The sequence below is a fragment of the Pseudomonas sp. GM21 genome (assembly GCF_000282215.1).
GTDB lineage: Bacteria > Pseudomonadota > Gammaproteobacteria > Pseudomonadales > Pseudomonadaceae > Aquipseudomonas.
Genome location: NZ_AKJS01000016.1, coordinates 1 through 24,394, shown reverse-complemented (window position 1 = coordinate 24,394; position 24,394 = coordinate 1). Strand labels below are relative to the sequence as shown.

Below are 24,394 nucleotides of genomic sequence, written 5' to 3'. Positions count from 1 at the left end.
CTGGTTCAGAAGGAAGTCTTAACGGTCAAGGTCACTCGGCCACGGTCGGTGGTCTGCCAAGCGCCAGCGCCGTAAGCAGTGCTCACACCGTTGGCACCCACACCGCCGTGAATGTCGGCAGTGGAGTCAGCCCACACCAAAGAAGTGGTCCAAGTCTTTTGGATGTCTGCGGAAAGACCGGCCGAATAGGTAAATGCACCCTCGCTGGTACCACCAAAGTCAGCGGTGTTACCTGACAAGCCGCCACCAAATGTGAAGGGGACGTTGAGGTCGACACCCGGCAATATCTGCAGGTACTGAGGTGTAAGGCTCATGTTGAAGCCCCACGCATCACGCGTGGCGCAACCAGCCTCTTTGCCCAGTGGGCAGTTCCTGGTGTTTTCACCATTAAACAGATTTTCGTTCTCGGTGACCTTCTCCAGATAGTCGTAAGTCACCTCAGCAACGAACGTACCGGTATCCCACAACGGGCTGTTCGGCAGGCCGACGATGGTGTTGACCAAGCCGTGCCACGTATCACCCCGAGCACCCTCGTTGGTGCGCGAAAAGCCTACAGTGCTCAGGCCGGCATTACGTCGGGTACTGATTTCAGCACCGATGGCGAATGGCCCAGCCGTAGTGTCCAGGCTCACACCGATGAGCTTGGTATCGCGTGGGAACACGGCACGCAGGGCGCGAGGGTTCTGCGGGTCAAGCGTCACCCAGAAGCCGTTCTTTTCGTCGAACTCACGGTAGTAGAGACCGATAGTCGAGGCGTTGAACTCAGGTATGGTGATCTTGGTAGAGAGCCCCCAGTTACCGCTCTTGTGGTCTGGACCCAGCGAATCTCCAACGCGCAGGCCAGCCAAAGGCGAAAACCCGCCAAACCTGTCCGGACCATTAAGAAGGAAATCCGCACTGCCCAGATAGGTACCGCCTTCTGGAATGCGAATGGATTCCCAGTCCAGATAGTATTGAGCGCCGACCGAGACGTTGTCGGTGACCTGGGCAGTCGAAGAGATCTGATTGAGCGGCCGGAAGGTTTCGCGGGTTTCGATACCCGGGGTCGACGCGGACTTGGCCCCATCGATCGGGTGTTGGCTATAGGAAATACCACTCTGAGTGAAGAGCGAGTTACCCCAGTAAACCACATGACGACCCGCCTTCACGTTCAATGGCCGGTCGGCGATGGTGAAGTTGGTATAGGCGAAGGCATCGAGCCACTCACCCGACGGGCCATGGTAGTAGCGATCGGTGTAGTTTGAATAACGGTTGTTGTCGTAGCTGGTTTGACCGGGAAATGCAGGGTTTTTCTTTACCGAATCGTCATCGTAGGCATTGTCGTACCATCCGGCCCCCGACACACGCATCCCGACCGTCTCTTTCCAGTCCACTTCCAGCTCTGACAGCAAGTCCAGGCGATTGGTGACTTTATCCCCTGAATGGAACTTATAATCACTCTGGTTTGCGGTTGCCGAGCGTCCGATGCGATTGTCAATGCCGTCCACCCGCTGCGCATAGTTATAACGCAACGTATTGTCAAAGCGTGCGCTCAGGCCGTCGACACCCGTGTCGAAGTCCATTGCTGCGGCTGGGAGTATTACTCCAGCAGCCATGCAAATGCTCGCCCACCGAACTGCTGCACGACAATCGAGTTGTCGACGAAAAAGCCTGCCATTACTCATTCAAAGCCCCCAAAACATTCTAGATTTTTATAAGTGATGTGTTTTTGTGTTTAGTGCTTGGGTCCAGCAGGACCTGACTTCGGCCCTCAGCGTCTTCTACCTCTCCCGGAAATCGCCAGGAATGTCGAATTAACGTGTTAATCATCCTAATCCTATACCTGATTAATCGTCAACACGATTTCGACCATTGTCCGACAACGATTTAGGCCCGGGAAGATTTCAGACGAAAAAACGCACACCCACCGCTGTGTGAGCAACGATGCGTGCGCGTCAAATGTGCCTTGAGAAGTTCCTAGCAGGTGGTGGTGATCTCGATTTAGCCGTAGGAGACGGGCCTGCAAGGCGCACGCCAGACGCCCCACGACAATGACCGACACACAGCCATCAGGGCTGCGGCTGACGAGAGATGTACTTTATTCAAGCTTTCACGACCCGCGGAATTTTATGTGGTGGACCGCTTTTCAGCAGTGATTCGTTGCTGACCGTTTCAACGATCACCGGCACCCGCAACGTCAATGTCAACGTGTCGGCAATACGTGCGCCCAGCGCCTGGGCGCCATCGGTCAATGCGCTTTCGTCGTATCCGACGCGCAAAGTCAGGGCATCCATCTCACGCTGCGGCCGCACCATTTGGAACAGGCCGGCATGGGCTTCAGGAAACTGTTCCATCAGTGGGAAAATATCCACGGGCAGAATCGAACGCCCTTGAATAAACATCTCATCACCTTTACGCCCGATCGGTTTAAAACGCCCGTGGGTGCGTCCGCAAGTGCAAGGTTTACGCGTGAACCGTATCAAGTCATCAGTGCGATAGCGTATCAATGGCGCCACATCATCGAGCAATGCGGTTACCACGAGTTCCCCCCGCTCGCCGTCAGCCACCGAAGCATTTGAGGACGGATCCAGGTGCTCGATCATCGCCAGGTCTTCCCAGGCATGCATGCCGTCATGGGCCTTGCACTCCATGGCGGTGCTGATGTCGCCAAGCGAAGTGAGCTCGAAGATCTCAAGCCCCCAGGCTTCGACAACCTGACGGCAATGCGGGCTAACCTGCTCGCCGCCGAATACAACACCACCGTACGAAGAAAAAGCCTCGCGCAGGTCATCTCCGGTGTTCTTTTGATAGTGCTCAAGGGCCATGACCAATGGCGTGGAGAGCATGAACATTGCCTTGGGGCGAAACTGCCGAGAAACCTGCACCAGATATGGCATTTGGTCCGGCGAGTGCTGGAGGGCGATCGGCCGCATGCCCGAGTCCAGCCACCTATCGGTCATCATGCCTTCGCGGAAGGTGAACAAGGCATAGGTAAAATAATCGGTAGCGCGTACACCCATGTGCCAGAGTTCGCGCTTGAGCCCTGCAATCGCCACATGGAAATCCGAGCGCGGCAAGGGCGTTGGGTCGCCGGTGGTTCCCGAGGTGAAACCGACACCGCGCAATTTCGGTGGAGCCGCACAGGCCAACCCACCGTAAGGGTCGCCATGGCGGTCACGGAAATTGCGAATAATGTCTTTGTCGATAAAGGGCACTTTCTCCCGAAAGTCAGCCAGAGTGCGAATATCTTCGGGTTTGACGCCGGCTGCGTCCCACACCTCGCGCACCAGTGGTGAATGGCTATAGGCGTAAGGTAACAATTGCAGGACGCGGGCCTCCTGCAGTCGCTCGATTTCTTCACGCGGCATTGTCTCTATTACCGGGTCGAAGAACCTGTCGTCATCTACTCTGCTCATGGATAGTCCTTATTATTGTTGTGTTGCTTTCAACGATATATGAATGAGCTATTGCAACTCCGGGCCCGGCAAGCGTAACAGTCGGCCTGCGCTGGCGACCTCAACCTCGCACGGGCAAGCCGACAACCATCGCACCCGGCCCGACCGATACACCATGGCTATTGGCCGACCAAAGCGTGATCTCCAGCAAGTGACGATCGTCTTCACGCCACTTGCGTTTGACCTTGCCATGTACCGTCACAGTGTCACCGACACAGTTGAAGCTCTTCATACGAAACCCGCTGAGCGTATGAATGGTGCCAGCCAGGCCAATGTACTCACGGACAGAACGCTCCCACATCCCTTGCAAAAACAGGGTATTGGCATAGATTTCCGGAGCACCTGAGGCCTTCGCAAATTCCGAGTTGTGATGAATCGCATTGAAGTCGCGGTTAGCACCGGCTGCAACCACAAGTCGGTAAACGGTCAGTGGGAACGCCAGGGGCTTGAGCGTGTCGCCTTCATGCACATCATCCCAAAAGCGTTGATTCATGAGACGGTTCCAAGAGAGGGTTCTGGATGAGGGTTGTAGCAGAACAGCCCGTAACGCATGCGCGACACGACATCCCCCAGCGAGGAAACAGTTTCCACTTCGAAGGTAACGAATGCGCCTCGTCCTACCTTGGTTTCCTTGGGGACACAGGCCACCAGGCGCAAACCGCGCCGCCCCAGTCTTTCGCCAACCGTTACTGCGCGCAGGAATTCAAACTCGATGTCAGTCGCGAAGTAGCCGCTGACCGACGGCGCCTCTGCCGGCAATGGTGGGCGCAAGGAGCGCACATGTGGCTGGGCATTGCGGTCGGCCTCGGTGAACAAGCTTGAGCCTGGGGAACGCAAGCGGGGCGCCGCGAAGGTGCCCAGACTGGTCATTGGCGCCACAACATCAAGATAACCCTGGGCTTGCGCCACTTGGCGATCGTCATGCAGCGCACAGTCGAATTCCAGTGGCTCGAGCCAGCGTCGGATGGCGCCCGCCTCTACCAGATCAGGCGCCCACTTCACATCCTCTGACGTCAGGCTCTCGCCAATACGATCGATCACCGGCTGCCAGGCATCTTTCCATTCGTCACTCAAGGCATGCCCTCACTTCAAAATACCGGCCTGGGCCAACGCATGGATTTTCTCGCTTGAATAGCCGAGAAACTCCCCCAGCACCTGTTCATTGTCTCGACCAAAATGAGGCGCCGCGCGAAGTTGCTGTGCGGGGGTTTCCGACAGTTGATAACGGGCATTTTCGATGGTGGTCTCGCCCATCAATTCATGCGCAAGCGTAATGAAATGCCGACGCGCCTGAAGTTGCGGGTCGGCCACCATGTCATGGGAGGATGCCACGTTGTGAGCGGCCACCCCGATCGCCTGCAGGGCTGCTTCGACTTGCAGCGGCGTCTGTGTAGCGGCCCATTCGCAGACCAGTCGTTCAACCTGCTCTTCGTGGGCCTTGCGCCCCGCAAGCGTGGCAAAGACAGGATCGCCAGCCTCCGATCCCAGGAGTGCTGCAAACCTTTGCCACTCGCTGTCATCGCGTACCGCGATAGCCACCCAACCCTCTTCATTCGGTGTAAGCGATGTGCAACAAAACACGCCATGGGGGGCCATGCTTTCGTCCCGGTTGCCTTGCGGTGTGACGCTCTGACCAGTGGCTGCGCAGCGGGCAATGTAGGGCGCCTGAAACTGGATGCCCGATTCCGCCTGGGCCACGTCGAGCCAGCACCCCTGCCCCGTGCGGCGACGGTGATCAAGCGCCGCCAGCAGGCTCACCAACGAGAAACGGGGCGCTGTGAAATCCGTATAAGGGCCAAACGGCCCTACCGGCGGAGCATCTGGCCAGCCGACGATCGCCTGGTAGCCGGAAATCGCGGCACCGACATTCCCGAAACCGGCAAAGCCGGACCACGGGCCGGCCTGCCCCATGAGTGATGAGCTGACCATGATCAGCTCCGGCTTGATCTGCGACAAATGCTCGTAGTCCAGACCCCATGACTGCATCTGCCCCGGCGCAAATGATTCAATCACCACATCGGCCCAATCGCGGACAAGCTCACGAACGATGTCTCTGGCCTCTTCCCGGGTCAGATTCAGCGTCAACCCGAGCTTGCCGGCATTGCAGTTTTCGAACAGACCGGACTTCTGCAGGTCGAGTTTTCCGCCAGGAAACGGCCCCATCATGCGTGCTGTTTCGATCCGCTGGCTTGACTCCACACGCAGTACCGTCGCGCCAAAATCAGCCAGCGCCCGCCCCACCACCGGACCGGCCACGGCCCAGGCGAAATCGAGGACGCGCAAACCCTCCAGCGCCGGAGATTGATTCACAGGACTCATACAACCACTCCCTTTGCCTTGATTTCAGCGATCGCCTCAGTCGATAACCCCAACCAGTCCTGCAACACCGCAGCACTGTGTTGACCCAGAGTGGGTGCCGGTTTGAGTGCGACGGTGCCGGGGTTCACACCCGTAACGAATGCGCCCGGCAACGTACGTTCAGCGCCAGAAGGTTCGGTGACCGTCTCGAAGAATTCCCGCGCTGCAAGTTGCCGGCTATTGAGCAGATCCTGGGTCGAGGCGATGGGCGCACACAGCAGGCGATGCTCAATAGCCTTTTCCATCAGTTGGTCTTTGGTGAAACGAGCAAAAAAGGCCGCCACTTGCGTGCGCGCGCGCTCCAGATCGGCTTCGCTGATTTCTTCGGCCAGTATGCGTTGGGGCAAAGTAATCCAGTCCCAGGCCGCGATGTCGTTATCACAGGCCTGCTCACTGTGTAGCCAACGAAACAGATTGTTGGCGAACCGACCACCTGCCGGTCCAAGACCTATGTGCATTTCCACAAGACCATCGAGCACCGTCCACTTTGAACGACGGGTGCGCGCGCCACTGCCACTGAGGTCAAGTTGCTTTTTCGGTGCCGTTTGCTTGGGCTCCGGCCGTGCGGCGCCGGGGATTGAAAAGTCCGGATGCCCTATTGGCGCTGCGAGCGACGCCGATAGCGTACATAGCGCTGCCGATTGTTGAGCAGACACATCCACGTGCTGGCCACGTCCGCTGCGCAACCTTGCATGATGCGCAAGCAACGCACCACCGGCGGCATCGGAGGCCGCATTGGACCAGCTTTGGCCGATACTCATGCGTACTGGCGGGCGGACGCCATCTCGACTGGGTAACAGGGGGCCGCCAGCGGCCCAGATGGTCAGATCACTTGCGGCATAATCTGCCTTGGGCCCTTCGCGACCAAACGCGGATATCGAGACATGGATAAGTTTAGGGTAGCGCAGCCTGATCTCATCCACATCCAGGCCCCAGGCCTGGCGCTGCGCTTGATCGGCGGATTCGATGAGGAAATCCGCCTGTTCAAGCAGCTGGCCAAGCAACGTACGCCCTTCTGGGCGATCCAGGTCAAGTGCAAGGCTGCGCTTGGATGCCGCATAGGCAGACCAGAAAAAGGAATTGTCTCCTGGTGCAGCATCGTCGGAAAAAGGTGCGATTCCCCGCGCAGTAGAGCCCCCGAGCGGCTCGACCTGAACCACATCAGCTCCCAGCTTCGCAAGCATTTGCCCGGCGAGCAGACCGCGCTCATCACATAGATCAAGTACTCGGTAAGGCGACAAAAAGCCTGTCATGTATCCGCACCTCCAGGAAAGGCTCAGGAAACGCCGAATGCCAGCATGCTAATGGCAAGCAGCCAAAGCCAGAATAATCACATACATAATACAAATAATATGTATGAGCCACACAATATTTGGAGACGGTCAACAAAAAAGTCGGAGGTACTGATGAGCAGACGGGTGGCAGCCGTCCTGGCGTGCGCAAATGCCAGCGCTGACTATCGAGCAAGGGTGCTGCGAGAAGGGGGGGTTGCTGGTGCCAATGCGAGGGTTCAATTCGATCGCTCACCCGCACATGACTAGCCAGCAAGAAACCCCTGGGTTGGCTTCTCGCTGGCAAGTCATGTTTTGGTCTAGCTAGAACGCTTGGTGAAACGTCGCATCAATCATTGGCAAGGATGACGCCAAGACGAGCAATCAGCGCCGATTGCCCACCCAGGACCATCTCGAGTTTCTTTGCCAACAGGCAATAGCGAAACAACGGGTAGTCACGATCCACACCTGTACCACCGTGTACTTGTTGAACCGCCTGGCTGACGCGGTGCAGCGCTTCGCAGGCATAGATACTCGCTGCCAGTACCGCTTCAGTCGCCGATGCCGTATCACCTGGTTGACTCAGACGGCTGACTGCCTGCTCCATCAATCCGCGTAAGCATTCGCTGTCGATATGGCAATCGGCAAGCGCATGGGCAACCGCCTGGAATGTGGCAATCGGGCGTCCGAACTGTTCACGCTCCGAGGTGTATTCAGCGCCGATGCGGGTCATCGTGCTGCACACGCCAACCGCCATCGCCGTGGTAGCGGCGAGCAGATGTAACTGTGCGTTGTCGACAAACGCCGGCGTGGCCGAAGCGTCCACCAGCAGGTTGGCGGACACCTCTTGCAGAGTAAGCGTGAAAACGTACTCGCCGCTGGTCGCCGTCTGCTGTTGACGCTCGATACCCGTCGCCTGCAGGTCAAACAGGAACACACCAACACCATCGGCATAGCGCGCCAGGGTCCAGCACACGCCAGGCTGATCCGCCACTGGCACACGCTGCTTGCAACCAGACAGGCGCCACTGGCCGTTTACCCATTCAGCCCGGGTGCTGACGTCCAGAACGTCAATTTGTCGGGCTTCAGCCAAGGCGCTGGTGCATACCACCTCACCAGCAGCCAGCTTCGGCAACAACCCCTCAAGCACAGGCGCGTCAGCCAATGCCTGAAGCGGTAACGCGCCGCCGACCAATACCTCTAGCAGAGGCACTGGGGCCACGGCCCGAGCGGCGTGTTCGAGAAACACGCAAAGCGTTTCAAAGCCTTCGCCTACACCACCCTGCTCTTCGGTGAGGTGCACACCCAGCAAACCCATCTCGGCAAGTTTGGCCCAGAGTTCGGTGTCATGGTAACCGTTGGCATCCAGAGTCCGCAGACGTGGCTGGCTCGCCTGATCAGCAAACAATCGCGTCGCCAGGTCCGCCAGCTGTTGCTGGGTGGCGCTCAGGGAAAAATCCATACAAATCTCCTAACGAGGCAGTTTCAGGCCGGCCTGCGCGATAATGTTCCGTTGAATTTCATTGGCGCCACCGCCAAAGGTAAGCACGCTACCCCTGCGATACCATTTCTCCAGCAGGCCACTGACCAGTACGTCCGAACCTTCACGAAGCATGGCTTGCGAACCGATGATCTCCCCCATCAGGCGGCCCAGTTCGACATAGACTTGCGAGCCGTACACCTTGGTCGACGAAGCCTCGACCATCCCGCTGCCACCGTTGCTCATTACCCACAGTGCCTTCAGGCACATCATTTTCAGCCCTTCGAGCTTGACCTTGGCGAGCGCCAGGTTGCGCTGTACCCACGGCAATTGCAGCAGGTGTTTGAAGTCTTCATGAGTCTTGAGCAGAGTCATGGTCTGGTCAAAGAGCATGGCGACGAAGCCATAATTGACCAGGGACAAGCGCTCAAGATTCAACTGTGAGGTGATCAGCGACCAGCCACCATTGAGTTCACCGACGCGATAGCTGTCGGGGATGCGCACGTCCTGGTAGTAGGTCGTGGTGGTATCAACCCCCAAGGTATGGATAGTTGTGCAGGAATACCCTGGCGCACTGGTTGGTACCAGGAAGATCGTAATGCCTTTGTGGCGCTTCGCCGGATCAGGGTCGGTCCGTGCGGCCAGCCAGATGTACTGGCTGAAAGAGGCGCAACTGGTCCAGATTTTCTGCCCATTGATGACCCAATCATCGCCATCGCGAACCGCCCGGGTACGCAGATTGGCCAGATCGCTGCCTGCGCCGGGTTCCGAATAGCCGATGGCCAGGTAGGCGGAACCCGACAGGATTCGACCCACGACCTCTTCGCGTACTTCGCCTTGGGCGTAACGAGCAACCATAGGGCCGATAGAGTTCGCCGAGAGAGCCGGCCAGGGAAAGCCCGCGCGCTTGGATTCTTCGACCAGAATATACTGCTCGACCGGATCGGCACCCTCGCCGCCCAGCTCCTTGGCCCAAGACATCTTGATCCAGCCATCGCGGCCTAATTGCTCAAGCTTGCGCCAGTAGATCGGGCCACCACCATGACCCCAGTGAGGGTCTCTGAGTTCGGCTTCGAAATCGGCCGTCATCATCTGCTCGGCCATATAGGCCCGCACACGATCACGGAAGCGCAGGTGCTGATCGCTGAGATCGGTAATCATCCTAGGGTTCTCTTGTTATGTGCATTGATATGACACTATCTATAATGCGAGGCTTGGCATGAAGGACAAAAAACGACTTTTTACATCACCAATATTCGATTGCGGACCCGATGGCTGAACACTTGAATGAATCACGGTCACTGCGCGGTAACTATCGCTACATCAGTCAGCAACTTCTGATGGGCGCGCGTCGCCGCCAGATGGCACTGGAGCCTATCTGGGAAGCGGCCGGATTGCGCGAATGCGCAGCCAACGAAGCCCCTATCAAGGCGCATGAATTTGCCAGGTTGCTGAGGGCCACCGCCGAACTGCTCGACGATGATCTGTTTGGCCTGACCCGGCATCGAGCCAAGCGTGGCACCTGCGCCATGATGATCGACGTGGCCCTGGGTTGCAGTACCCTCGGCGCGGCAATGGAACAAGTGGCGAACTTCGTGCGGATCGTGACCGATGACATCGAGGTGCGCTGCAGCCTCTTGGAAGACCAGATCGAACTCAGCGTAACATTGAATGATCCAGGATCAGACCCGCTGGGCTTCCTCGCCGACTACTGGCTGTTGTACCTGCATCGATTTTTCAGCTGGAGCATCGGAACGCTCCTGCCCGTCAAGCAATTGTCTTCGACCAGGCCTGATGTTCCCGGGGCTGATCGACTGCTGCACTACATACGCCCGGGTTGGCTCACCGGACAGGCGTGCGACGCATTGACGATCAGTGCTCGCTACTGGACAACCCCGATTAACCGTACTCGCGCCGAGTGGTACGCCAATGTTGACCGACTATTGGGCCAAGGCATTCTCGACTGGCCTAACAGTACGGAAAACTGCGTCAGCCAGGTTCGCGCCCTGCTCACTGATGCACTCAAACAAAGGATGAACTTGCCGCGCCTGCAAGCCATTGCCAGTCAACTGTGCCTTAGTTCACAAACCCTGCACCGCAACCTGCAACAGGAAGGCACCAGCTTCCAACGGATACTCGATGACCTGCGCCGCGACCAAGCCATCGAGTTGTTGGCGCACCAGCATCTGAGTATCGCCGATGCCGCCGAGCAACTGGGGTTTGCCGAAACCCGCTCTTTCAGCCGGGCGTTCAAGCAGTGGACGGGGATCAATCCTTCGGCGCTGCGACGTGATGGCAAAAATTGACTTCGTGTCTGTAGCGCTTACCCGTAAAAATCAAAGCGCTGTTGTTTAGGCAGCGCTTTGTTTCCCATCAAACCCGAAAGGCGCCGATCAGCTCCTTGAGTTCGCCAACCAGCTCGGACAGCTCGCGGCTTGCTTGCTCGGTTTGGCTGGCGCCTTTGGCAGTAAGGTTGCCAGCCTGGTTGATTTGGACAATATTGCTGTCGATGTCATGAGTCACGGCTGTTTGTTCCTGGGCCGCCGCCGCAATTTGTTGATTCTGGTCGACGATTGTACCGACGGCCTCGAAGATGTTCTCCAAGGCCTGTTGAACCTGCCTGGACTGGCTGGCGGTGCTGCTGGCCATACTGTGACTGGCATTCATGACCTTGACGGCAGCACTTACGCCATTTTGCAGTTTGCTGATCGTTTGCTCGATTTCCTGAGTGGACGATTGTGTGCGTTTGGCCAGATTACGTACCTCATCGGCAACCACAGCGAACCCACGCCCCTGCTCTCCGGCCCGGGCTGCTTCGATGGCGGCGTTGAGCGCCAGCAAATTGGTTTGCTCGGCGATGGCCTTGATGACGTCAAGGACTTGACTGATCGTACTGCTATCACTGGCCAATTGATTGATCACTACAACCGACTGGTCAATTTCGCCGGCCAATTGCTGAATGCTGTCCACCTGAGACTCGACCAGAGTGCGGCCTGAGATCGTCTCCTTATTCACACTGTGCGCGCTTTCGACTGCGACAGCTGCATTGCGCGCCACTTCTTGCGCAGTGGCGGTCAGTTGATTCATCGCTGTTGCAATCAGTTCGATCTGCTGCCGTTGGTCAGCCACGGCCTGACTACTCTCATTGGAAACGACTTCGACGCGATCCGCCTGGCATTCGACTTTGACGACCGTCTGCCCTACCCGCTGGATCAATTGATGAACCTTGCCAATGGTGCCATTGATAACGCCCCCCAACTCACCCAACTCGTCTTGGCTCTGGGTTTTTATATTGACCGTCATGTCCCCGGCTGCAACATCGTCCATCACAAGGCTGAAGCTTTTCAACGTGCTGCGCACCGCCACGTAAAAACCGCTGTAAAGATAGCCAATCAACAGAAACACCAGCAACAGCCCGCTCACGAGCAAGAGCATCCGTTGCTGATCACCGACAAGCTGCTGGCGAAGTTCTCCACCTATATAGGACAACGTTGCGTCATTGAACTGGTAGGTCTTGTCGATTTCGACGCTCATTTGATCGAAGAATTTTTGCCAAGGCACGTGGTCGCCCGAACCCTGCATCAGGTTACTGTCCAGCAAGGTGCCGACCGCCGTCAGCGAGTCGCGACTCATGTAGCCCTTGGCCTGCAATATCGTACGCGCCTTCTCATCGTCAACAAGGGCTCCATCAATATGCTGTCCGTATTCAGACTGCAACTTGTCCAGCAGCTGCAATGCATTCTCCACTTTGATGATGGCGTCCGAACTCCTGGAACCGGTCGCCAGCAAATTCGCACCGATCGAACGAGACTCCGCTAGCGCCAAGGTCACGTCGTTGCCGTATTCGGCAATAAGATTGATCAGTTTGCGTTCGCTGGGATTGGGATCCAGAGACAATCCGGTACTCGATATCACCGAGGCGACCAAAATCTGGACGTTGTCGAGTTGCTGCTTGGTCTCATGCTGCTGCTTGGCTTGCGTGGTGTCGGCGTGCGCCGCGCGCAACCATTCAACGAGTGCATCTCGCTTTGCGTTGATGTCATCGACTTGGGCGACAGTCAGTGCTACCGCTGTCAGCCGCTCTAGTTCATCGATCAGGCTCAACTCCTGATCACTAATGCGATTGTTAAGGTCCTCACTCTGATTGCCCACGCCAACCTGGACCTGGAGCCGTGCAAGATTCTCAAGATTTTCCATTCCACGCCGAACCTTCAACGACCCTGCGAGGAGTTCCAGCCCGGCTAATTCCGTCTTGGTTCCAACGAACTGGTTGTAGGCATCCCTGATCAGGAAATAATTGGTCGCCAGCATGGGCAAGAAAAACAGGACGCTTATCAAGCTGAATTTCATGCCGAAACTCAGGCGATTCATAAGCGAGATGGCAGGATGCAGGAGAGTTTTCACTGAACGCCTCTAATTATTATGTTTGATGCCGCTGGCCACAGCGTGCGCATGGTGGTTGATACGCTGGTACGCTTTGTTGTGACGCTCCGGTGTCGATTTGCGGATATCGGATTGACGGTCCGACTCATTGTTGCGAGATCGCGCAACGCCTGCTTTGCCCGGATTGAGGCTATACCACCTTTACTTCCATCCAGCCCTAACATAGGCGCGGAAGCAAAGCAGAACACCGTTGCAAACTCGCCAAAAAGCAAGCAAAAACATTAGTATCATACGGATGATTATATTGGCACGTGCAGATTTGTTGAAACTGCCTCAAATGGGCACTTTTTCAATATTTAGTTGAGCTCGTTGCCTTGAGGAGGATCGGATGGTGGATAAGATCAGGGCCATTATTTTGCGTGCGTGAACCTCTCAGGGAGGTCATCGAGGAGTGGCAGCGACTAAACAGACCTAGTCAGGCCCATCTTATAGTCGCTGCCCAAGGGTATAGCGAAGTCCAAAGCGCACTCCTGCTGCGAGGACATTTCAACCAAGATTGCCGCAGAAAATATCCTGACCACCATCGGCTGGGGCCTGTTTTACAACCAATGCATAGCCACCGGAACGCAGCGTGTCATAAGCCACGGGGACGTTTTTCTTGAGATGAAAGCCCGGCATAGGCGAATAGAACTCGGTGCTCACGCTCTGGTTCAGCTCATAGACTGGCTTAGCTCCAAGGCCGCCACAGTGTCCCGAATACACGTAAGTGTACAAGCGCGCAGGAACTGAAGTTTCAATGGGTACGCCACTGACGAACAACCAGAGATCTGTTTGACTGCCCATCGGCGCCAGGGTGGCCTGAGCGATACTCGAAGCATTATGCTTAGTAGCATTCAAGGGAACAGAAGTAATCTGCTCAGGTGAAGTCGCACATCCAGCGATCGACCCGACCGCTACCACCATCGCCAGCGAAGATACGATTTTCATCGTAAACCTCTCGATTTGTAAGGACACGTTGAAGTGATCCCCCATGTAGATTCTAGACGTCCGGGCAAAACAAATATTTCTTCGGATGATCGGTCTATCTACAGGCGCACCTCGCCCATACTCAGCAACTGTTTTAGAGCCATCCCAAGGTTCGACAGCGCAACTAGCGTGGTCAGTTGAGCGGTGTTCTTCAGTTGGCGATCAAACCAGCCTGAAACAGGCAACCTTGAAATCGCCAGCGGGCAAATCTGCAATCTCGGCACGGACGGCTGCACCGATTTTTATTATGGATTTATCACCGATGATGCGCGCGGGCAGACGAACATGCGGCGCTTCTTTTGGCGTTACCAATGCAATCGGATAGGGACGCAAATCGTCAAACCCCGGGGCGACCTTTTGATGCTCGACAATATAGGTGTAAATCGTGCCATCACCACTAAGTGCCTCCATCGTCAATTCTCCCGCGCAATGCCTGCAGCGCTCCATCATCGGGAACGACCATTGTTTACATGCAGTGCAGCGCTGAATCGCGAGAACCCCTTTTTTCAGACTCTCCCAAAACGGCAGCGAGTCCAGCGATGGTGACGGTTGCGGCGGAAAATTATCAGTCATACGTTCACTCATGATTAGCTCCTGAACTGTCAGCCTCTGGCGTACACCAGTCCGCCGCCAAATGGCCCCGTACCCGCAGTGACCAGCGCCAGCTCAGCATTGGCGACCTGACGCTGGCCTGCCTGATGGCGCAATTGCAAGACTGCTTCGTAGTGATGGTTCATACCGTGAATATAACCTTCCGAAAGTAATCCTCCGTGCGGATTCATAACAACCTCGCCTCCGTACGTAGCTTTACCCGATCCGAAATAAGAACCCGCTTCACCGCGTTCGCAGAAGCCGTAATTTTCGACCACGCCCGCCGTGGTAAAAGTGAAACAGTCGTAGATGCAGGCCAGCTGCATGTCGGTTGGTTTCAGCCCGGTTTTTTCCCAAAGACGCGGCGCTGAGTAATGTGAAAACAAACGCGTCATGTCGGGCCACTGATCGGTGTACTGGGACAGAAAGCTTTCCTGCCCCAACATTGCAACCGGCGTCTGCTTGAGATCGCGGGCGCGGGCGCGTGTGGTGATGAGCATTGCACAGGCACCGTCGGCTTCGAGCGCACAGTCATAAATCCGGAAGGGCTCGTAAATCCAGCGGGATGCGAGGTACTGCTCCATCGTGATCGGCTCGCGGGCGATCGCATGCTCATTATTAACTGCATGTTGCCGCGTCACCATCGCGATATGCCCAAGGTCTTGCTCCGTGGCGCCGGTCTCGTACATATATCGCTGTGCATACATCGCAAACCATTGACCCGGCGCCATGTAACCGTGTGGTGCACCGTATTGCTCGGTGCCGGGCACTTCGAGCTTGCCTTCGAAAGTGCCCAGGCGTTTGCCCGAGCGACAATTCAGCGAGCGGTACACCAGCACGGCATTGCACGCACCGGTTTGCACGGCGGCAACGGCTTGAGCCACCATCAACGTCACCAGATTGCCGCCACCAAACATATCGAGCGCAACGCGCAAACCGGGCAAACCCAGATTGTGGGCAACTTCAGCGGCCGGCGTTGAATCGCCATACGCAAACGTGACAATACCGTCCACTTCGTTCACGGGCATGCCGGCATCGGCCAATGCTTGACGACAGGCATCAACTGCCAGCGCGGCGGTAGTCCTGCCAGAATTGCGGGAGTAAGCGGTGCGTCCAATGCCGACAATGACTGCTTCGGTCATGAAAAAACCTCCAGGGGATTTAGTTTTTATTTTTGCTGCTGACTGACTGATCAATCGCAAAAATTCCTTCGGCGCAGAACGTTTTTTTATCGTTGCTGGCGGCTTCAGGCGTCGGAGGACGTACTGAGCGGCGTGGATGCCTTTGCGGATAAATACACGCACGAGCGGAAGGGCCGACAGGCGCTATGGCTCCAACAGTTTTTGCCGCAGGACCTGGCGCTGGGCCGGGCCGATACCCAGCGCCTGCGCCAGGTAGTTGTCCATAGTCCCGTACTGCTGATCGATGGCTGCATAGGCCGATTGCAGAAATGCCGGCTGAACCTGTAACAAAGTGGTCAGCGCCTCACGATTGGCCTGACCGCCGCTGTGTGCAACCATTGCGTCGACTTGCTGTTTCACACTGTCGACGGTGAGGCGGTTGGTGGCCAGATAATCGTCCAGAATGGTCGCGCGCGGCACCCCGATGGCGGTCAGAACCAGCGCCGCAGCAACCCCGGTGCGGTCCTTGCCGGCGGTACAGTGAAACACCTGCGGATACGCCTGATCGTTCAACAGCCCTTGCATGAACTGCCGCAGCTGCGGCGTATAGCTGACAATGAAGTCACGGTAAGCCAACTGCATAAACTCGCTCATGGCGCCAGCCGTGTTGTCCGCAGCGAAGATATGCTGCTGGATATCTTTCACGGCGGCCGCTTGCACCGTGATGGGCATCGGGATGTACTCGATGCCTGTCGGCAACTTATCTCCAGCTTTCTGGTGCTCTGCCTCGCTGCGAAAATCCACAACCCGCCGTACGCCCAGCTCCGTCAGCTTTGTCTGGTCGGTTGCGCTCAGGTGCGATAGTTCATCGGCACGATAGAGCTTACCCAAGCGAACACGCTGACCATTTTCGCTCAGGTAACCACCCAGATCGCGGAAATTGGATGCGCCTTGCATGCTGACGACATTGGGCAGCGCAGTTTGCTGCGTTGCGTCTGCATGAGCGACGCCCACCCCACCCAGGGTAAAGGCCAACAATGCTATGGGCAGTAGTTTCAAGTTCAGGCTCCTTTTTTGTTATGGATGCTGGCTTCATCAGATCGAACGCAGTTCAAGTACTTCGATGCTCAGAGACAATGCTGAATTCGAACGCAATCATACATATAATCTATATCACAATTATGATTGTTGATTCACCATTCACCGCCTGATCCGCGCACCAAACGGTGATCTGACCTTTTGATCGTTTTGAGCCATCACCCGTCTCTGGCATCCACAACCAGGAAAAAAAATCGTCCGCTGAAAAAATAGATAGCATGCGTCTGACAAGGGAACATATCATAAGCATGCTCATGTATTTTTCGGTGATTTCGATGACAACCCAACAAACGATCGGTTTTGTCTTGCACGATGTGGCGCGGCTGATGCGCAAGCGATTCGAACAGCGTACCCGACAGTCAGGACTCACACGCTCCCAGTGGCAAGTACTGTCCAAGCTGGCGCACAACGAGGGCATACATCAGAAAGGTTTGGCCGACCTGCTGGAAATAGAGTCCATCACCCTGGTACGGCTTCTCGACAAAATGCAGGAACGCGGCCTGATCGAGCGTCGACCTCACCCAACCGATCGACGCATGAGCTTGCTGTTTCTGACCGAGGCGGCACACCCACTGCTGGAACTGATGCGCAACCTTGGCGAAAAGACGCGCCATGAAACCATGTCCGGCTTTTCCGAACAGGAGCACCAACTGCTGCAACAGTTTCTCGGGCGCATGCGAGAAAACCTGGTGGATGCCTGCGCCAGACCGGTGGAAGACAAGGAGCCCGCAAATGTCCATTAATGCCCCTCGGCTACATCCTGCTCACGCTGAAAAGTCACCCACTTTCCCTGGCGACTCGCAACCGCAGGTCCTTGCTGATACCGCCTTGGACAACGCTGTGCCGCCCGCCCGCCAGAAAGTGCGCATCGGGCTGTTTCTGCTGCTGCCCGTAGTCCTCGCCGGCTGCGCCTGGCTGTATGTGACGGGTGGACAAGTCATCAGCACCGACAATGCTTATATTCAGGCGGATCGCGTGGGTGTTTCCACCGACGTCGCCGGTATCGTCGAGTCAATAGAAGTGACTGACAACCAGAGCGTAACCAAAGGTCAGGTGTTGTATCGCTTGCGCCAAGAGCCTTTCGAAATTGCGCTGCAAAGCGCCAGAGCACAATTGGCCGATGTGCGTAACCAGCTGATGAATCTCAAGGCCAGCTATGCACAAGCCCAGGCCGAGATTGCTCAGACCCAGGCGGAAATCCCTTATTACCAGAAAAACCTGGCACGTCTGGAACAACTTGTCAGCGTCTCGGCGGTGTCGAAGACCCTTTTCGACGATGCTTGTCACAACCTGGAAATCACACAGCAAAAGGTCGCCGTGGCCAAGGCTCAGGCCCAGACCATCCTGGCCCAGCTCGGTGGGCGCATCGATTCGCCGATAGAGCAGCAGCCAACCTACCTCCGAGCCCAGGCACGGATCAATGAGGCCGAGCGCAACCTCAAGAACGCGACAGTGACCGCTCCGTTTGACGGCATCGTCACCAATGTCGATTCGCTTTCACCTGGAGCCTATCTGCAACCACCGCAATCGGGTTTCAGTCTGGTTGCGAGCGATCACCTGTGGGTCGCGGCATCGCCCAAAGAAACTGAACTGACACACATGCGCGAAGGCCAGCCGGTGACAATCACGGTGGACAGCTACCCTGGAGTCATCTGGCATGGTCGAGTCGAGAGTATCAGCCCTGCTTCCGGATCGAGCTTCGCCCTTTTGCCAGCTCAGAACACCACGGGCAATTGGGTAAAAGTGGTGCAGCGTATACCAGTGCGCATCCGTATCGACGACACGTCCGGCAAACCGCCATTGCGCCATGGCATGAGCGTCGAGGCTGATATCGATACCGGTCGTGCCCGTGGCCTACCGCAATTCATGGCCGGTACACAGGCCAGCAAGAGCCTGACTCATGACTGACAGCGGATCTGCCATGGAGCCTTCCACGCAACGGACGATGATCACCCTCTGCGTGGTCCTGGCAGTCATCATGCAGGCGTTGGACACCACCATCGCCAACGTTGCGTTGCCCTATATGCAAGGCAGCGTGTCGGCCAGTGCCGATCAGATCAATTGGGTGCTGACCTCCTATATCGTTGCCGCTGCGATCATGACACCGCCCTCGGCTTTCCTCGCTCGACGTTTTGGGCGCAAGACCGTGTTGCTATGGGCCATCACCGGTTTCGTCCTGACGTCGATACTCTGTGGCATTGCTCAGTCGCTAGGGGAAATCATTGCCTTTCGATTGTTGCAGGGGCTCGCCGGTGCCGCACTGGTACCTCTGTCCCAAGGTATCTTGCTGGATATTTATTCGCTCAAAGAACGTGGCTCGGCGATGGCGCTGTTCGGCGTTTCGGTCATGGTCGGTCCAGTACTGGGGCCGATGCTGGGTGGCTGGCTAACCGAGAATCTCAATTGGCGTTGGGTATTTTTCATCAATCTGCCCATTGGGCTCCTGGCGCTGGCAGGGATTCTTCGTTATGTCGTCGACTCACCAGCGGACAAGGGAGCACGCCTGGACTGGATGGGCTTCAGCTCGCTCAGCGTCGCAATCCTGGCCACGCAGCTGTTCCTGGATCGAGGCGAGCAACTGGGCTGGTTCTCTTCCATGGAGATCGTGCTCGAATCCGTGATAGCGCTGTCGGCGCTTTATATTTTTCTGGTTCACACCTTTACTGCCAAAGACCCCTTTATAAAGCTCGCCTTGTTCAAGGATCGTAACTTCAGCCTTGCGGTGGTGTTCATTTTCATCATCGGCATCACCTACCTCGCCTCGTTGGCACTGATGACCCCCTATTTGCAAAACCTTATGGGTTATCCAGTGCTCAAGGCAGGCATGGCAATGGGTCCGCGTGGCTTGGGTACCATGGCAACGATGTACCTCACGGGCCGACTGATCGGTAAGGTCGACACCCGCTGGCTGCTGTTTTTCGGACTGGCATTGTCCGCCTGCTCCATGTGGCTGATGACCGGCTGGACACCGCAGGTGTCAATGCAAAGCATCGTTTATGCCGGCTTCATCCAGGGTGCCAGCCTGGGACTTTTATTCGTGCCCTTGTCGACCATTGCCTTCGCCACCCTACCCGCCTCGCTTCGAGCTGACGGCACGGGGCTCTATAGTCTGTCGCGCAACATTGGTTCGAGCGTAGGGATCTCCATCGTCACTGTACTGTTGGTGCAAAACACCCAGATCAACCATGAGCAAATTGGCGCGCATATCACTGGGTTCAATCGATTACTCCATGCCTGGCCACTTAACAGTGTTCTCGACCCCATGACGGTTGGCGGTCGCTCCATGATCGACGGCATGCTCAACACACAAGCCCTCTGGATTGCCTATCTCGACGATTTCAAACTACTTATGCTGCTTTCTCTGGCGGTGATGCCGCTTTTGTTGGTGTTCAAGCCACCAGTGTCGATCGCCCTTGATGATCATGGCCCCGTGCTGGAATAGGACAAGAGACGTCTAGAATCATTAATCATGCATATGATATATATGTATATCGATGTACAAAATGCTTAAAGAATCGAGCCCGCCAGGCTCACAAAATACTGGATCCCCCATGCGCCGAGCATCTACACAAGCGCCAGCCCCGCTTGATCTCACAACGTATCCGCATGTGCCGCCAATGGAAGATCGAAGAAGCGGGTCTTCTTCTGGAACGCGGGCTCGCCATCAGCAGATTCGTGATACTGCCTTGCATCTATTCGTCACAGAGGGCTATGGCAATGTCAGTTTGCGCCAATTGGCGGCACCGCTCGGCCTTAGTGCAGGTTCGCTCTACAACCACCTGGAGAGTAAACAGCAACTGCTGTTTGAGTTGATCAACGATCATCTGCAAAACCTCCTGAACAGAGCCGAAAGTGAGGTTAGTAAGGCCGCTGATGTGTTGGAACAACTCAAAACCTTTATTCGCATCCATATCAAGACCCACGTTCAGCACCAATCGTTGTCACTATTGAGCAACCTGGAGCTACGTAGCCTCGACGCCGTATCAAGGGCAGAAATCAAGGCGCTTCTGAAACGCTATCGCAGCTGTTTAAGCAACATCATCAGCAGCGGCATGCGCAGTGGAGCATTTCGAACACAGCACCTGCCGACTGCTATTCAAACAATACTTGCCATGCTGTCCAGCGTGGCGTTCTGGTTCGATGAATCCCTTCAGTTGGACGCTTCGCAGCTGACGGACCAAATCACTGCAATGGTAATGGGTGCGCTGTGTTCCTAGATCATCGCAGTGTTGCGACCTTGACCGCTCCCAGCCACTCTGGATTGGCCAGCGCAGCAGGGGAATGTTCGAGCTTAGCGTTAAAAAGCAATGAAAAACGCCGTTCATCGTGAGATGAGCGGCGTTGTTTTGGCTTGGGATTTTTGGGTTGGCGGTTTATCCAAAGCTACGTTTTCAGCTCAGACTACCGCAAAAAATATCATGGCTACCATCGGCGGGACTTCCTCGCACAACCAATACATAACCACCAGAACGCAACGTGTCATAGGCCATGGGCACACTCTTGCGAAGGTGCATGACGCGGCTGACGCCGGTGCTCTGCCCAGCCGAATAAAAATCTGTGTTCACACTTTGATTCAACTCAAAGACAGGCTTCGGACCCAAACTGGCACAACTTCCTGAATAGACGTAGGTGTACAAGCGTGGGGGATGTCCGCTGCTATCGGGCACGATAGCCCACAAACAACAGGAGCGCCGCCTCATTACCCGCCGGGGCCATGGTGGCCTGGGCGATTTTACCGGGGTTATACAACGTAGGGTTCAGGGGCACAGTGGTGACTCGACTGTCAGATGTAGTTGCACATCCGGAGATCCACCCGACTGCTACCACCAACACCAGCGAAGATACGATTTTCATCGTAAGTTTCTCGATTTTAAGGATGCGTTGAAGTGATCCCCCCCTGGCTTCAATTGGCCTTGGCATTTCACGGATTGAGCCTGAGAAATCCGATAGGCGTTTCAGCCACCCGGCGTGGCGCGGGCATCCCGGTTATCGCCGACTGGGTCAGGCCTATCTGGCTTGGTCACGCAGTGTCAATGGCCTGGCCGATCGACTCGAAACACCCGATTGGCGTACCAGGGAACAACTGCGTTTCGTCTTTGATCTATGCACCAGTGCCGCCGCGCCGACCAACTGCTTGCTGGGTAATCAACATTGGGCTGATCGGGTTACTGAGCGCGCCGGAGCAGAAAGACCGGCACCGAAAATAGCTGGGCGCAAACGCCATGGCGAACTGGAACCCGCTCCAGGTCGCTACATCCATGAGTAAGAAAGCGAGCTCTCTGTGACCTGCGCTACCCGAACAGTAATCTTCAACAACCGACAATTTCGCCTGCTCTGTGTACTTTTTCATGACACCCCTCGATGTTGATGTCCAACATTTCGGGGTCAGATCATTTTAAGCGGATGCAATTATTCTTAACGTCAGGATCGCCATGCGCCGACGTAAATCCTACCCGAAATACTTAAAAACCCAGGTCGTCCAAGAGTGCGAACAGCCCGGTGTTTCCGTGGCAGTTATTGCGATGAGGCACGGTGTATCAACGCCCATGTCGTTCGCCGGTGGCTACTGCTTTACCGTGATCAGCAGGCAGTCGCGCTGCCAGCTTTCAATCCTTTGAAAGTCGAACCAAAACGAAAGACCGAAGCGTTGGCAATCATTGAATTACAGCTCAACCAGCTACGCTCACGGTGAAGTGGCCAACTTCCGATCCCGAAGGGTGCGCCCGATTCATCCGTGGACTCGTCCAATGATCCGCATCGATTCCATCTGGCTCGACACCGAGCCGATGGACATGCGCGCATGCACCGAGACCGCGTTGACCAGGGTGATCGCGGTGTTTGGTGCGGCGAAGCCGCACTGCGCTTACTTGTTCGCCAACCGCCGCGCCACTTGCATGAAAGTGCTGGCGCATGGCGACGTACCGTCCATCGCCAGTGCATTTTCCACACTGCGCCGTCCACCTGGTTGAAGACTGCCATTCCTACACGACCGAATAAGCGCTTGCCAGAGGGGGGGGGCTAATCACCGATGCGCAATCACTCATCAGCGGTTTATTTCGAGTAGCCAACCTACTGCATCCAAAACGACGTCAGGAACTTCTCGATGTGGGACATGATGACAATCTTCCAGAATCAGATATTTCCCGAGTGCCTTCGTAAGCCTGGCAATACGCATGGGATGTAACACGGATCCGTACTCATCCTGTTCCCCATGTAACGCAAGCAACGGGCAGTGAATCGCGTCGATGGTGTCTTCAATCGTCCACCCGCTGAACGACTCCGAAAGCCAAGTATCCGTCCAGGCGGACAGCACCCACTGTGCTTTATCGCCATGATATTTCTCAAGGCGCACCATTTGCCCCCGCTCTTCAAACTGCACCTTGGCTTCCTTAATGCCGCGCAGCGTCTGTGCCTCAACAAATGCTTGTGCAGAAACGGTGATCAATGCAACGCAGCTCTGCGGATACAAGGATGCGCAACACGCCGCCATCGCCCCGCCAACGCTATGGCCCATGGCGACAAAGCGGTCGATTTGCAACGCGGATTTGATAAAGGCAAAGAAGCGCTCGGCTTCGTCGCGAATGAAATGCATCGGCAAACTCTCAGGGTGTGGATCCGACTTCCCAAAGCCGAGTCGGTCATAGGCAATGACTTCATGACCCGTTGCCTGACAGAGTCGTTCGGGAAAATCTCGCCACAATTCGACGCATCCAAGGGAATCATGGAAAAGAATAATCGGCGGTTTTAGCTGACTGCCCTCCTCACCCGCCGGAAACCAGCGTCGAGTAAACAGCCGCCTATGCGGCGTATCGATCCAAAGTGTTTCAACATTGACAACTGATGCCATTGAAATTCTCAACTGATCTTTCTGGCGGGTTGGAGAAAACCTCGTGTCCCCACAAATTAAGAGCCCTTGAAGGCTTTTGTCCGTTCTCAACACGATATCACGAGGTCAAGCCGTGGCGTTTGTTGGGAACATTTCTTGGAGAAACGGTCCTGAACTCACTCTCCCATAGGCGCAGAAGCGAGCCTGACAGGCGGCTTTCGGTTGATAGCCCCCTTCAATGCACGGATAACCGCCTCGCCATCTTGTTCTCCTTGGAAAGCAAATCAAATGACTCCATTCCCGTCATCACCCGGCGTGATCCGCTTCAGGAACTCGTCAAAAAACGGAACAGTGAACGCCACACCGGAGTTGGCGGAGGATTATATGCAGGCGTCGGTGGAGGAATGTATCAAAGGGTCGGCGGAGGGCGGTATGCAGGCTTAGGTGGTGGCCTGCATCTCAGCCAAGAAAGGCCCCATCAACGCCGCCAAGCGGTGATTGCGACAACCAACATACGGGGATAGATTGGTTATTGGCAGTTATTGATCGCACTGATGACTTTTGGGCGGCCGGTATGACTTTCAGTATTGATACTGTTGGATTCGTTCGGGAATCACCTGAGATTGAGATTGAAACTACATCTCAAGACCCCGAGGGCTCTAGGCATAAGATTGTCATTACCGTGGATGCAAAGTCACGGGACTTGGTCGATGCCTACCTATGCTCCGTAGACATGCTCACCCAGGCATTCTGTGCCCACCTGCACCCTCTCCCTGCCGATACAATTGCTTCCATCGTCGCCCTGA

General features: G+C 55.9%; 24 protein-coding genes and 1 pseudogene. 9 read left to right on the top strand and 16 right to left on the bottom strand.

Annotation, left to right across the window (positions count from 1 at the left end; all coding sequences use genetic code 11):
• Positions 1–5 precede the first annotated feature (5 nt).
• The 8 genes from PMI22_RS25460 to PMI22_RS25495 all read right to left on the bottom strand — a co-directional run bounded on the left by PMI22_RS25460 (position 6) and on the right by PMI22_RS25495 (position 9,704).
• Positions 6–1,664, bottom strand: a complete 1,659-nt coding sequence (locus tag PMI22_RS25460) for a DUF1302 family protein (RefSeq protein ID WP_033048753.1) — start codon at positions 1,662–1,664, stop codon at positions 6–8.
• Positions 1,665–2,081: 417 nt separating this feature from the next.
• Positions 2,082–3,395, bottom strand: coding sequence for a phenylacetate--CoA ligase family protein (locus tag PMI22_RS25465; RefSeq protein WP_007943161.1), 1,314 nt, complete (start codon positions 3,393–3,395; stop codon positions 2,082–2,084).
• Positions 3,396–3,495: 100 nt separating this feature from the next.
• Positions 3,496–3,927, bottom strand: coding sequence for a hypothetical protein (locus PMI22_RS25470; RefSeq protein WP_007943158.1), 432 nt, complete (start codon positions 3,925–3,927; stop codon positions 3,496–3,498).
• Positions 3,924–4,508 (bottom strand): FAS1-like dehydratase domain-containing protein, encoded by a 585-nt coding sequence (locus tag PMI22_RS25475; RefSeq protein ID WP_007943157.1) that lies wholly within the window; start codon positions 4,506–4,508, stop codon positions 3,924–3,926. The genes PMI22_RS25470 and PMI22_RS25475 overlap by 4 nt, the downstream gene beginning before the upstream one ends.
• Positions 4,509–4,517: 9 nt before the next feature.
• Complete coding sequence (locus tag PMI22_RS25480) at positions 4,518–5,753, bottom strand: CaiB/BaiF CoA transferase family protein (RefSeq protein ID WP_007943156.1); 1,236 nt, start codon at positions 5,751–5,753, stop codon at positions 4,518–4,520.
• Positions 5,750–7,045, bottom strand: a complete 1,296-nt coding sequence (locus tag PMI22_RS30265; RefSeq protein WP_007943155.1) for a CaiB/BaiF CoA transferase family protein — start codon at positions 7,043–7,045, stop codon at positions 5,750–5,752. The genes PMI22_RS25480 and PMI22_RS30265 overlap by 4 nt, the downstream gene beginning before the upstream one ends.
• Before the next feature lie 367 nt (positions 7,046–7,412).
• Positions 7,413–8,525: an acyl-CoA dehydrogenase family protein gene (locus PMI22_RS25490; RefSeq protein WP_007943154.1), complete on the bottom strand. Its 1,113-nt coding sequence runs from the start codon at positions 8,523–8,525 to the stop codon at positions 7,413–7,415.
• Between the two features lie 9 nt (positions 8,526–8,534).
• Positions 8,535–9,704 (bottom strand): acyl-CoA dehydrogenase family protein, encoded by a 1,170-nt coding sequence (locus tag PMI22_RS25495; protein WP_007943153.1) that lies wholly within the window; start codon positions 9,702–9,704, stop codon positions 8,535–8,537.
• A 110-nt stretch (positions 9,705–9,814) separates the two neighbouring features.
• Between PMI22_RS25495 and PMI22_RS25500 the strand changes: the two genes are divergently transcribed.
• Entirely contained in the window at positions 9,815–10,849 is a 1,035-nt protein-coding gene (locus tag PMI22_RS25500; RefSeq protein ID WP_007943152.1) for an AraC family transcriptional regulator, read from the top strand.
• A gap of 67 nt (positions 10,850–10,916) precedes the next feature.
• Here PMI22_RS25500 and PMI22_RS32415 read toward each other — a convergent pair whose 3' ends face one another.
• From PMI22_RS32415 to PMI22_RS25525, 6 genes and pseudogenes are all read right to left on the bottom strand, one after another.
• A complete protein-coding gene (locus PMI22_RS32415; protein ID WP_443200807.1) occupies positions 10,917–11,630 on the bottom strand; it encodes a methyl-accepting chemotaxis protein in 714 nt (237 codons plus the stop codon).
• A gap of 150 nt (positions 11,631–11,780) precedes the next feature.
• A pseudogene (locus PMI22_RS32410) lies at positions 11,781–11,978 on the bottom strand (HAMP domain-containing protein); the annotation flags it as partial.
• Between the two features lie 1,494 nt (positions 11,979–13,472).
• On the bottom strand, positions 13,473–13,913 hold the full coding sequence (locus PMI22_RS25510) for a hypothetical protein (protein WP_007943150.1): 441 nt from the start codon (positions 13,911–13,913) through the stop codon (positions 13,473–13,475).
• 201 nt (positions 13,914–14,114) lie between these two features.
• A complete protein-coding gene (locus tag PMI22_RS25515; protein WP_007943149.1) occupies positions 14,115–14,537 on the bottom strand; it encodes a Zn-ribbon domain-containing OB-fold protein in 423 nt (140 codons plus the stop codon).
• A 17-nt stretch (positions 14,538–14,554) separates the two neighbouring features.
• The gene (locus tag PMI22_RS25520) at positions 14,555–15,685 is read right to left on the bottom strand and encodes a thiolase C-terminal domain-containing protein (protein WP_007943148.1); all 1,131 of its coding nucleotides are present in this window, start codon (positions 15,683–15,685) and stop codon (positions 14,555–14,557) included.
• Between the two features lie 183 nt (positions 15,686–15,868).
• Positions 15,869–16,723 carry a tyrosine-protein phosphatase gene (locus PMI22_RS25525; RefSeq protein ID WP_007943147.1) on the bottom strand — a complete coding sequence of 285 codons (855 nt, stop codon included), beginning with the start codon at positions 16,721–16,723 and terminating at the stop codon, positions 15,869–15,871.
• 314 nt (positions 16,724–17,037) lie between these two features.
• On the opposite strand from PMI22_RS25525, the gene PMI22_RS25530 reads away from it, so the two are divergent.
• The 4 genes from PMI22_RS25530 to PMI22_RS0129075 all read left to right on the top strand — a co-directional run bounded on the left by PMI22_RS25530 (position 17,038) and on the right by PMI22_RS0129075 (position 20,979).
• Entirely contained in the window at positions 17,038–17,505 is a 468-nt protein-coding gene (locus PMI22_RS25530) for a MarR family winged helix-turn-helix transcriptional regulator (protein ID WP_033048773.1), read from the top strand.
• Entirely contained in the window at positions 17,495–18,670 is a 1,176-nt protein-coding gene (locus PMI22_RS25535) for an HlyD family secretion protein (RefSeq protein WP_007943144.1), read from the top strand. The genes PMI22_RS25530 and PMI22_RS25535 overlap by 11 nt, the downstream gene beginning before the upstream one ends.
• A complete protein-coding gene (locus PMI22_RS25540) occupies positions 18,663–20,204 on the top strand; it encodes a DHA2 family efflux MFS transporter permease subunit (RefSeq protein ID WP_033048751.1) in 1,542 nt (513 codons plus the stop codon). Before PMI22_RS25535 ends, PMI22_RS25540 begins: the two co-directional genes overlap by 8 nt.
• A 109-nt stretch (positions 20,205–20,313) precedes the next feature.
• Complete coding sequence (locus PMI22_RS0129075) at positions 20,314–20,979, top strand: TetR/AcrR family transcriptional regulator (RefSeq protein ID WP_007943141.1); 666 nt, start codon at positions 20,314–20,316, stop codon at positions 20,977–20,979.
• 439 nt (positions 20,980–21,418) lie between these two features.
• On the opposite strand, the gene PMI22_RS31840 is transcribed toward PMI22_RS0129075, so the two are convergent.
• Positions 21,419–21,616, bottom strand: coding sequence for a hypothetical protein (locus PMI22_RS31840; protein ID WP_007943140.1), 198 nt, complete (start codon positions 21,614–21,616; stop codon positions 21,419–21,421).
• A 43-nt stretch (positions 21,617–21,659) separates the two neighbouring features.
• Between PMI22_RS31840 and PMI22_RS32405 the strand changes: the two genes are divergently transcribed.
• From PMI22_RS32405 to tnpB, 3 genes are all read left to right on the top strand, one after another.
• Entirely contained in the window at positions 21,660–22,028 is a 369-nt protein-coding gene (locus PMI22_RS32405; protein WP_081502735.1) for a hypothetical protein, read from the top strand.
• Positions 22,029–22,194: 166 nt separating this feature from the next.
• Positions 22,195–22,380 carry a transposase gene (locus tag PMI22_RS32400; RefSeq protein ID WP_007943138.1) on the top strand — a complete coding sequence of 62 codons (186 nt, stop codon included), beginning with the start codon at positions 22,195–22,197 and terminating at the stop codon, positions 22,378–22,380.
• A gap of 129 nt (positions 22,381–22,509) precedes the next feature.
• Complete coding sequence (gene tnpB / locus PMI22_RS31240; protein WP_007943137.1) at positions 22,510–22,731, top strand: IS66 family insertion sequence element accessory protein TnpB; 222 nt, start codon at positions 22,510–22,512, stop codon at positions 22,729–22,731.
• Positions 22,732–22,805: 74 nt separating this feature from the next.
• Here tnpB and PMI22_RS0129065 read toward each other — a convergent pair whose 3' ends face one another.
• Complete coding sequence (locus PMI22_RS0129065) at positions 22,806–23,609, bottom strand: alpha/beta fold hydrolase (RefSeq protein WP_033048747.1); 804 nt, start codon at positions 23,607–23,609, stop codon at positions 22,806–22,808.
• Between the two features lie 553 nt (positions 23,610–24,162).
• Here PMI22_RS0129065 and PMI22_RS31835 point away from each other — a divergent pair.
• Positions 24,163–24,394, top strand: a 232-nt coding sequence (locus PMI22_RS31835) for a hypothetical protein (RefSeq protein ID WP_007943132.1), incomplete at its 3' end; no start/stop codon positions are given.

Excerpts from the sequence above, each read along its gene's own strand:
- PMI22_RS25460 (WP_033048753.1), bottom strand. The coding sequence starts at position 1,664 with ATGAGTAATGGCAGGCTTTTTCGTCGACAACTCGATTGTCGTGCAGCA.
- PMI22_RS25465 (WP_007943161.1), bottom strand. The coding sequence starts at position 3,395 with ATGAGCAGAGTAGATGACGACAGGTTCTTCGACCCGGTAATAGAGACA.
- PMI22_RS25470 (WP_007943158.1), bottom strand. The coding sequence starts at position 3,927 with ATGAATCAACGCTTTTGGGATGATGTGCATGAAGGCGACACGCTCAAG.
- PMI22_RS25480 (WP_007943156.1), bottom strand. The coding sequence starts at position 5,753 with ATGAGTCCTGTGAATCAATCTCCGGCGCTGGAGGGTTTGCGCGTCCTC.
- PMI22_RS30265 (WP_007943155.1), bottom strand. The coding sequence starts at position 7,045 with ATGACAGGCTTTTTGTCGCCTTACCGAGTACTTGATCTATGTGATGAG.
- PMI22_RS25490 (WP_007943154.1), bottom strand. The coding sequence starts at position 8,525 with ATGGATTTTTCCCTGAGCGCCACCCAGCAACAGCTGGCGGACCTGGCG.
- PMI22_RS25495 (WP_007943153.1), bottom strand. The coding sequence starts at position 9,704 with ATGATTACCGATCTCAGCGATCAGCACCTGCGCTTCCGTGATCGTGTG.
- PMI22_RS25500 (WP_007943152.1), top strand. The coding sequence starts at position 9,815 with ATGGCTGAACACTTGAATGAATCACGGTCACTGCGCGGTAACTATCGC.
- PMI22_RS32415 (WP_443200807.1), bottom strand. The coding sequence starts at position 11,630 with ATGAATCAACTGACCGCCACTGCGCAAGAAGTGGCGCGCAATGCAGCT.
- PMI22_RS25510 (WP_007943150.1), bottom strand. The coding sequence starts at position 13,913 with ATGAAAATCGTATCTTCGCTGGCGATGGTGGTAGCGGTCGGGTCGATC.
- PMI22_RS25515 (WP_007943149.1), bottom strand. The coding sequence starts at position 14,537 with ATGAGTGAACGTATGACTGATAATTTTCCGCCGCAACCGTCACCATCG.
- PMI22_RS25520 (WP_007943148.1), bottom strand. The coding sequence starts at position 15,685 with ATGACCGAAGCAGTCATTGTCGGCATTGGACGCACCGCTTACTCCCGC.
- PMI22_RS25530 (WP_033048773.1), top strand. The coding sequence starts at position 17,038 with ATGACAACCCAACAAACGATCGGTTTTGTCTTGCACGATGTGGCGCGG.
- PMI22_RS25535 (WP_007943144.1), top strand. The coding sequence starts at position 17,495 with ATGTCCATTAATGCCCCTCGGCTACATCCTGCTCACGCTGAAAAGTCA.
- PMI22_RS25540 (WP_033048751.1), top strand. The coding sequence starts at position 18,663 with ATGACTGACAGCGGATCTGCCATGGAGCCTTCCACGCAACGGACGATG.
- PMI22_RS0129075 (WP_007943141.1), top strand. The coding sequence starts at position 20,314 with ATGCGCCGAGCATCTACACAAGCGCCAGCCCCGCTTGATCTCACAACG.
- PMI22_RS31840 (WP_007943140.1), bottom strand. The coding sequence starts at position 21,616 with ATGAAAATCGTATCTTCGCTGGTGTTGGTGGTAGCAGTCGGGTGGATC.
- PMI22_RS32400 (WP_007943138.1), top strand. The coding sequence starts at position 22,195 with ATGCGCCGACGTAAATCCTACCCGAAATACTTAAAAACCCAGGTCGTC.
- tnpB (WP_007943137.1), top strand. The coding sequence starts at position 22,510 with ATGATCCGCATCGATTCCATCTGGCTCGACACCGAGCCGATGGACATG.
- PMI22_RS0129065 (WP_033048747.1), bottom strand. The coding sequence starts at position 23,609 with ATGGCATCAGTTGTCAATGTTGAAACACTTTGGATCGATACGCCGCAT.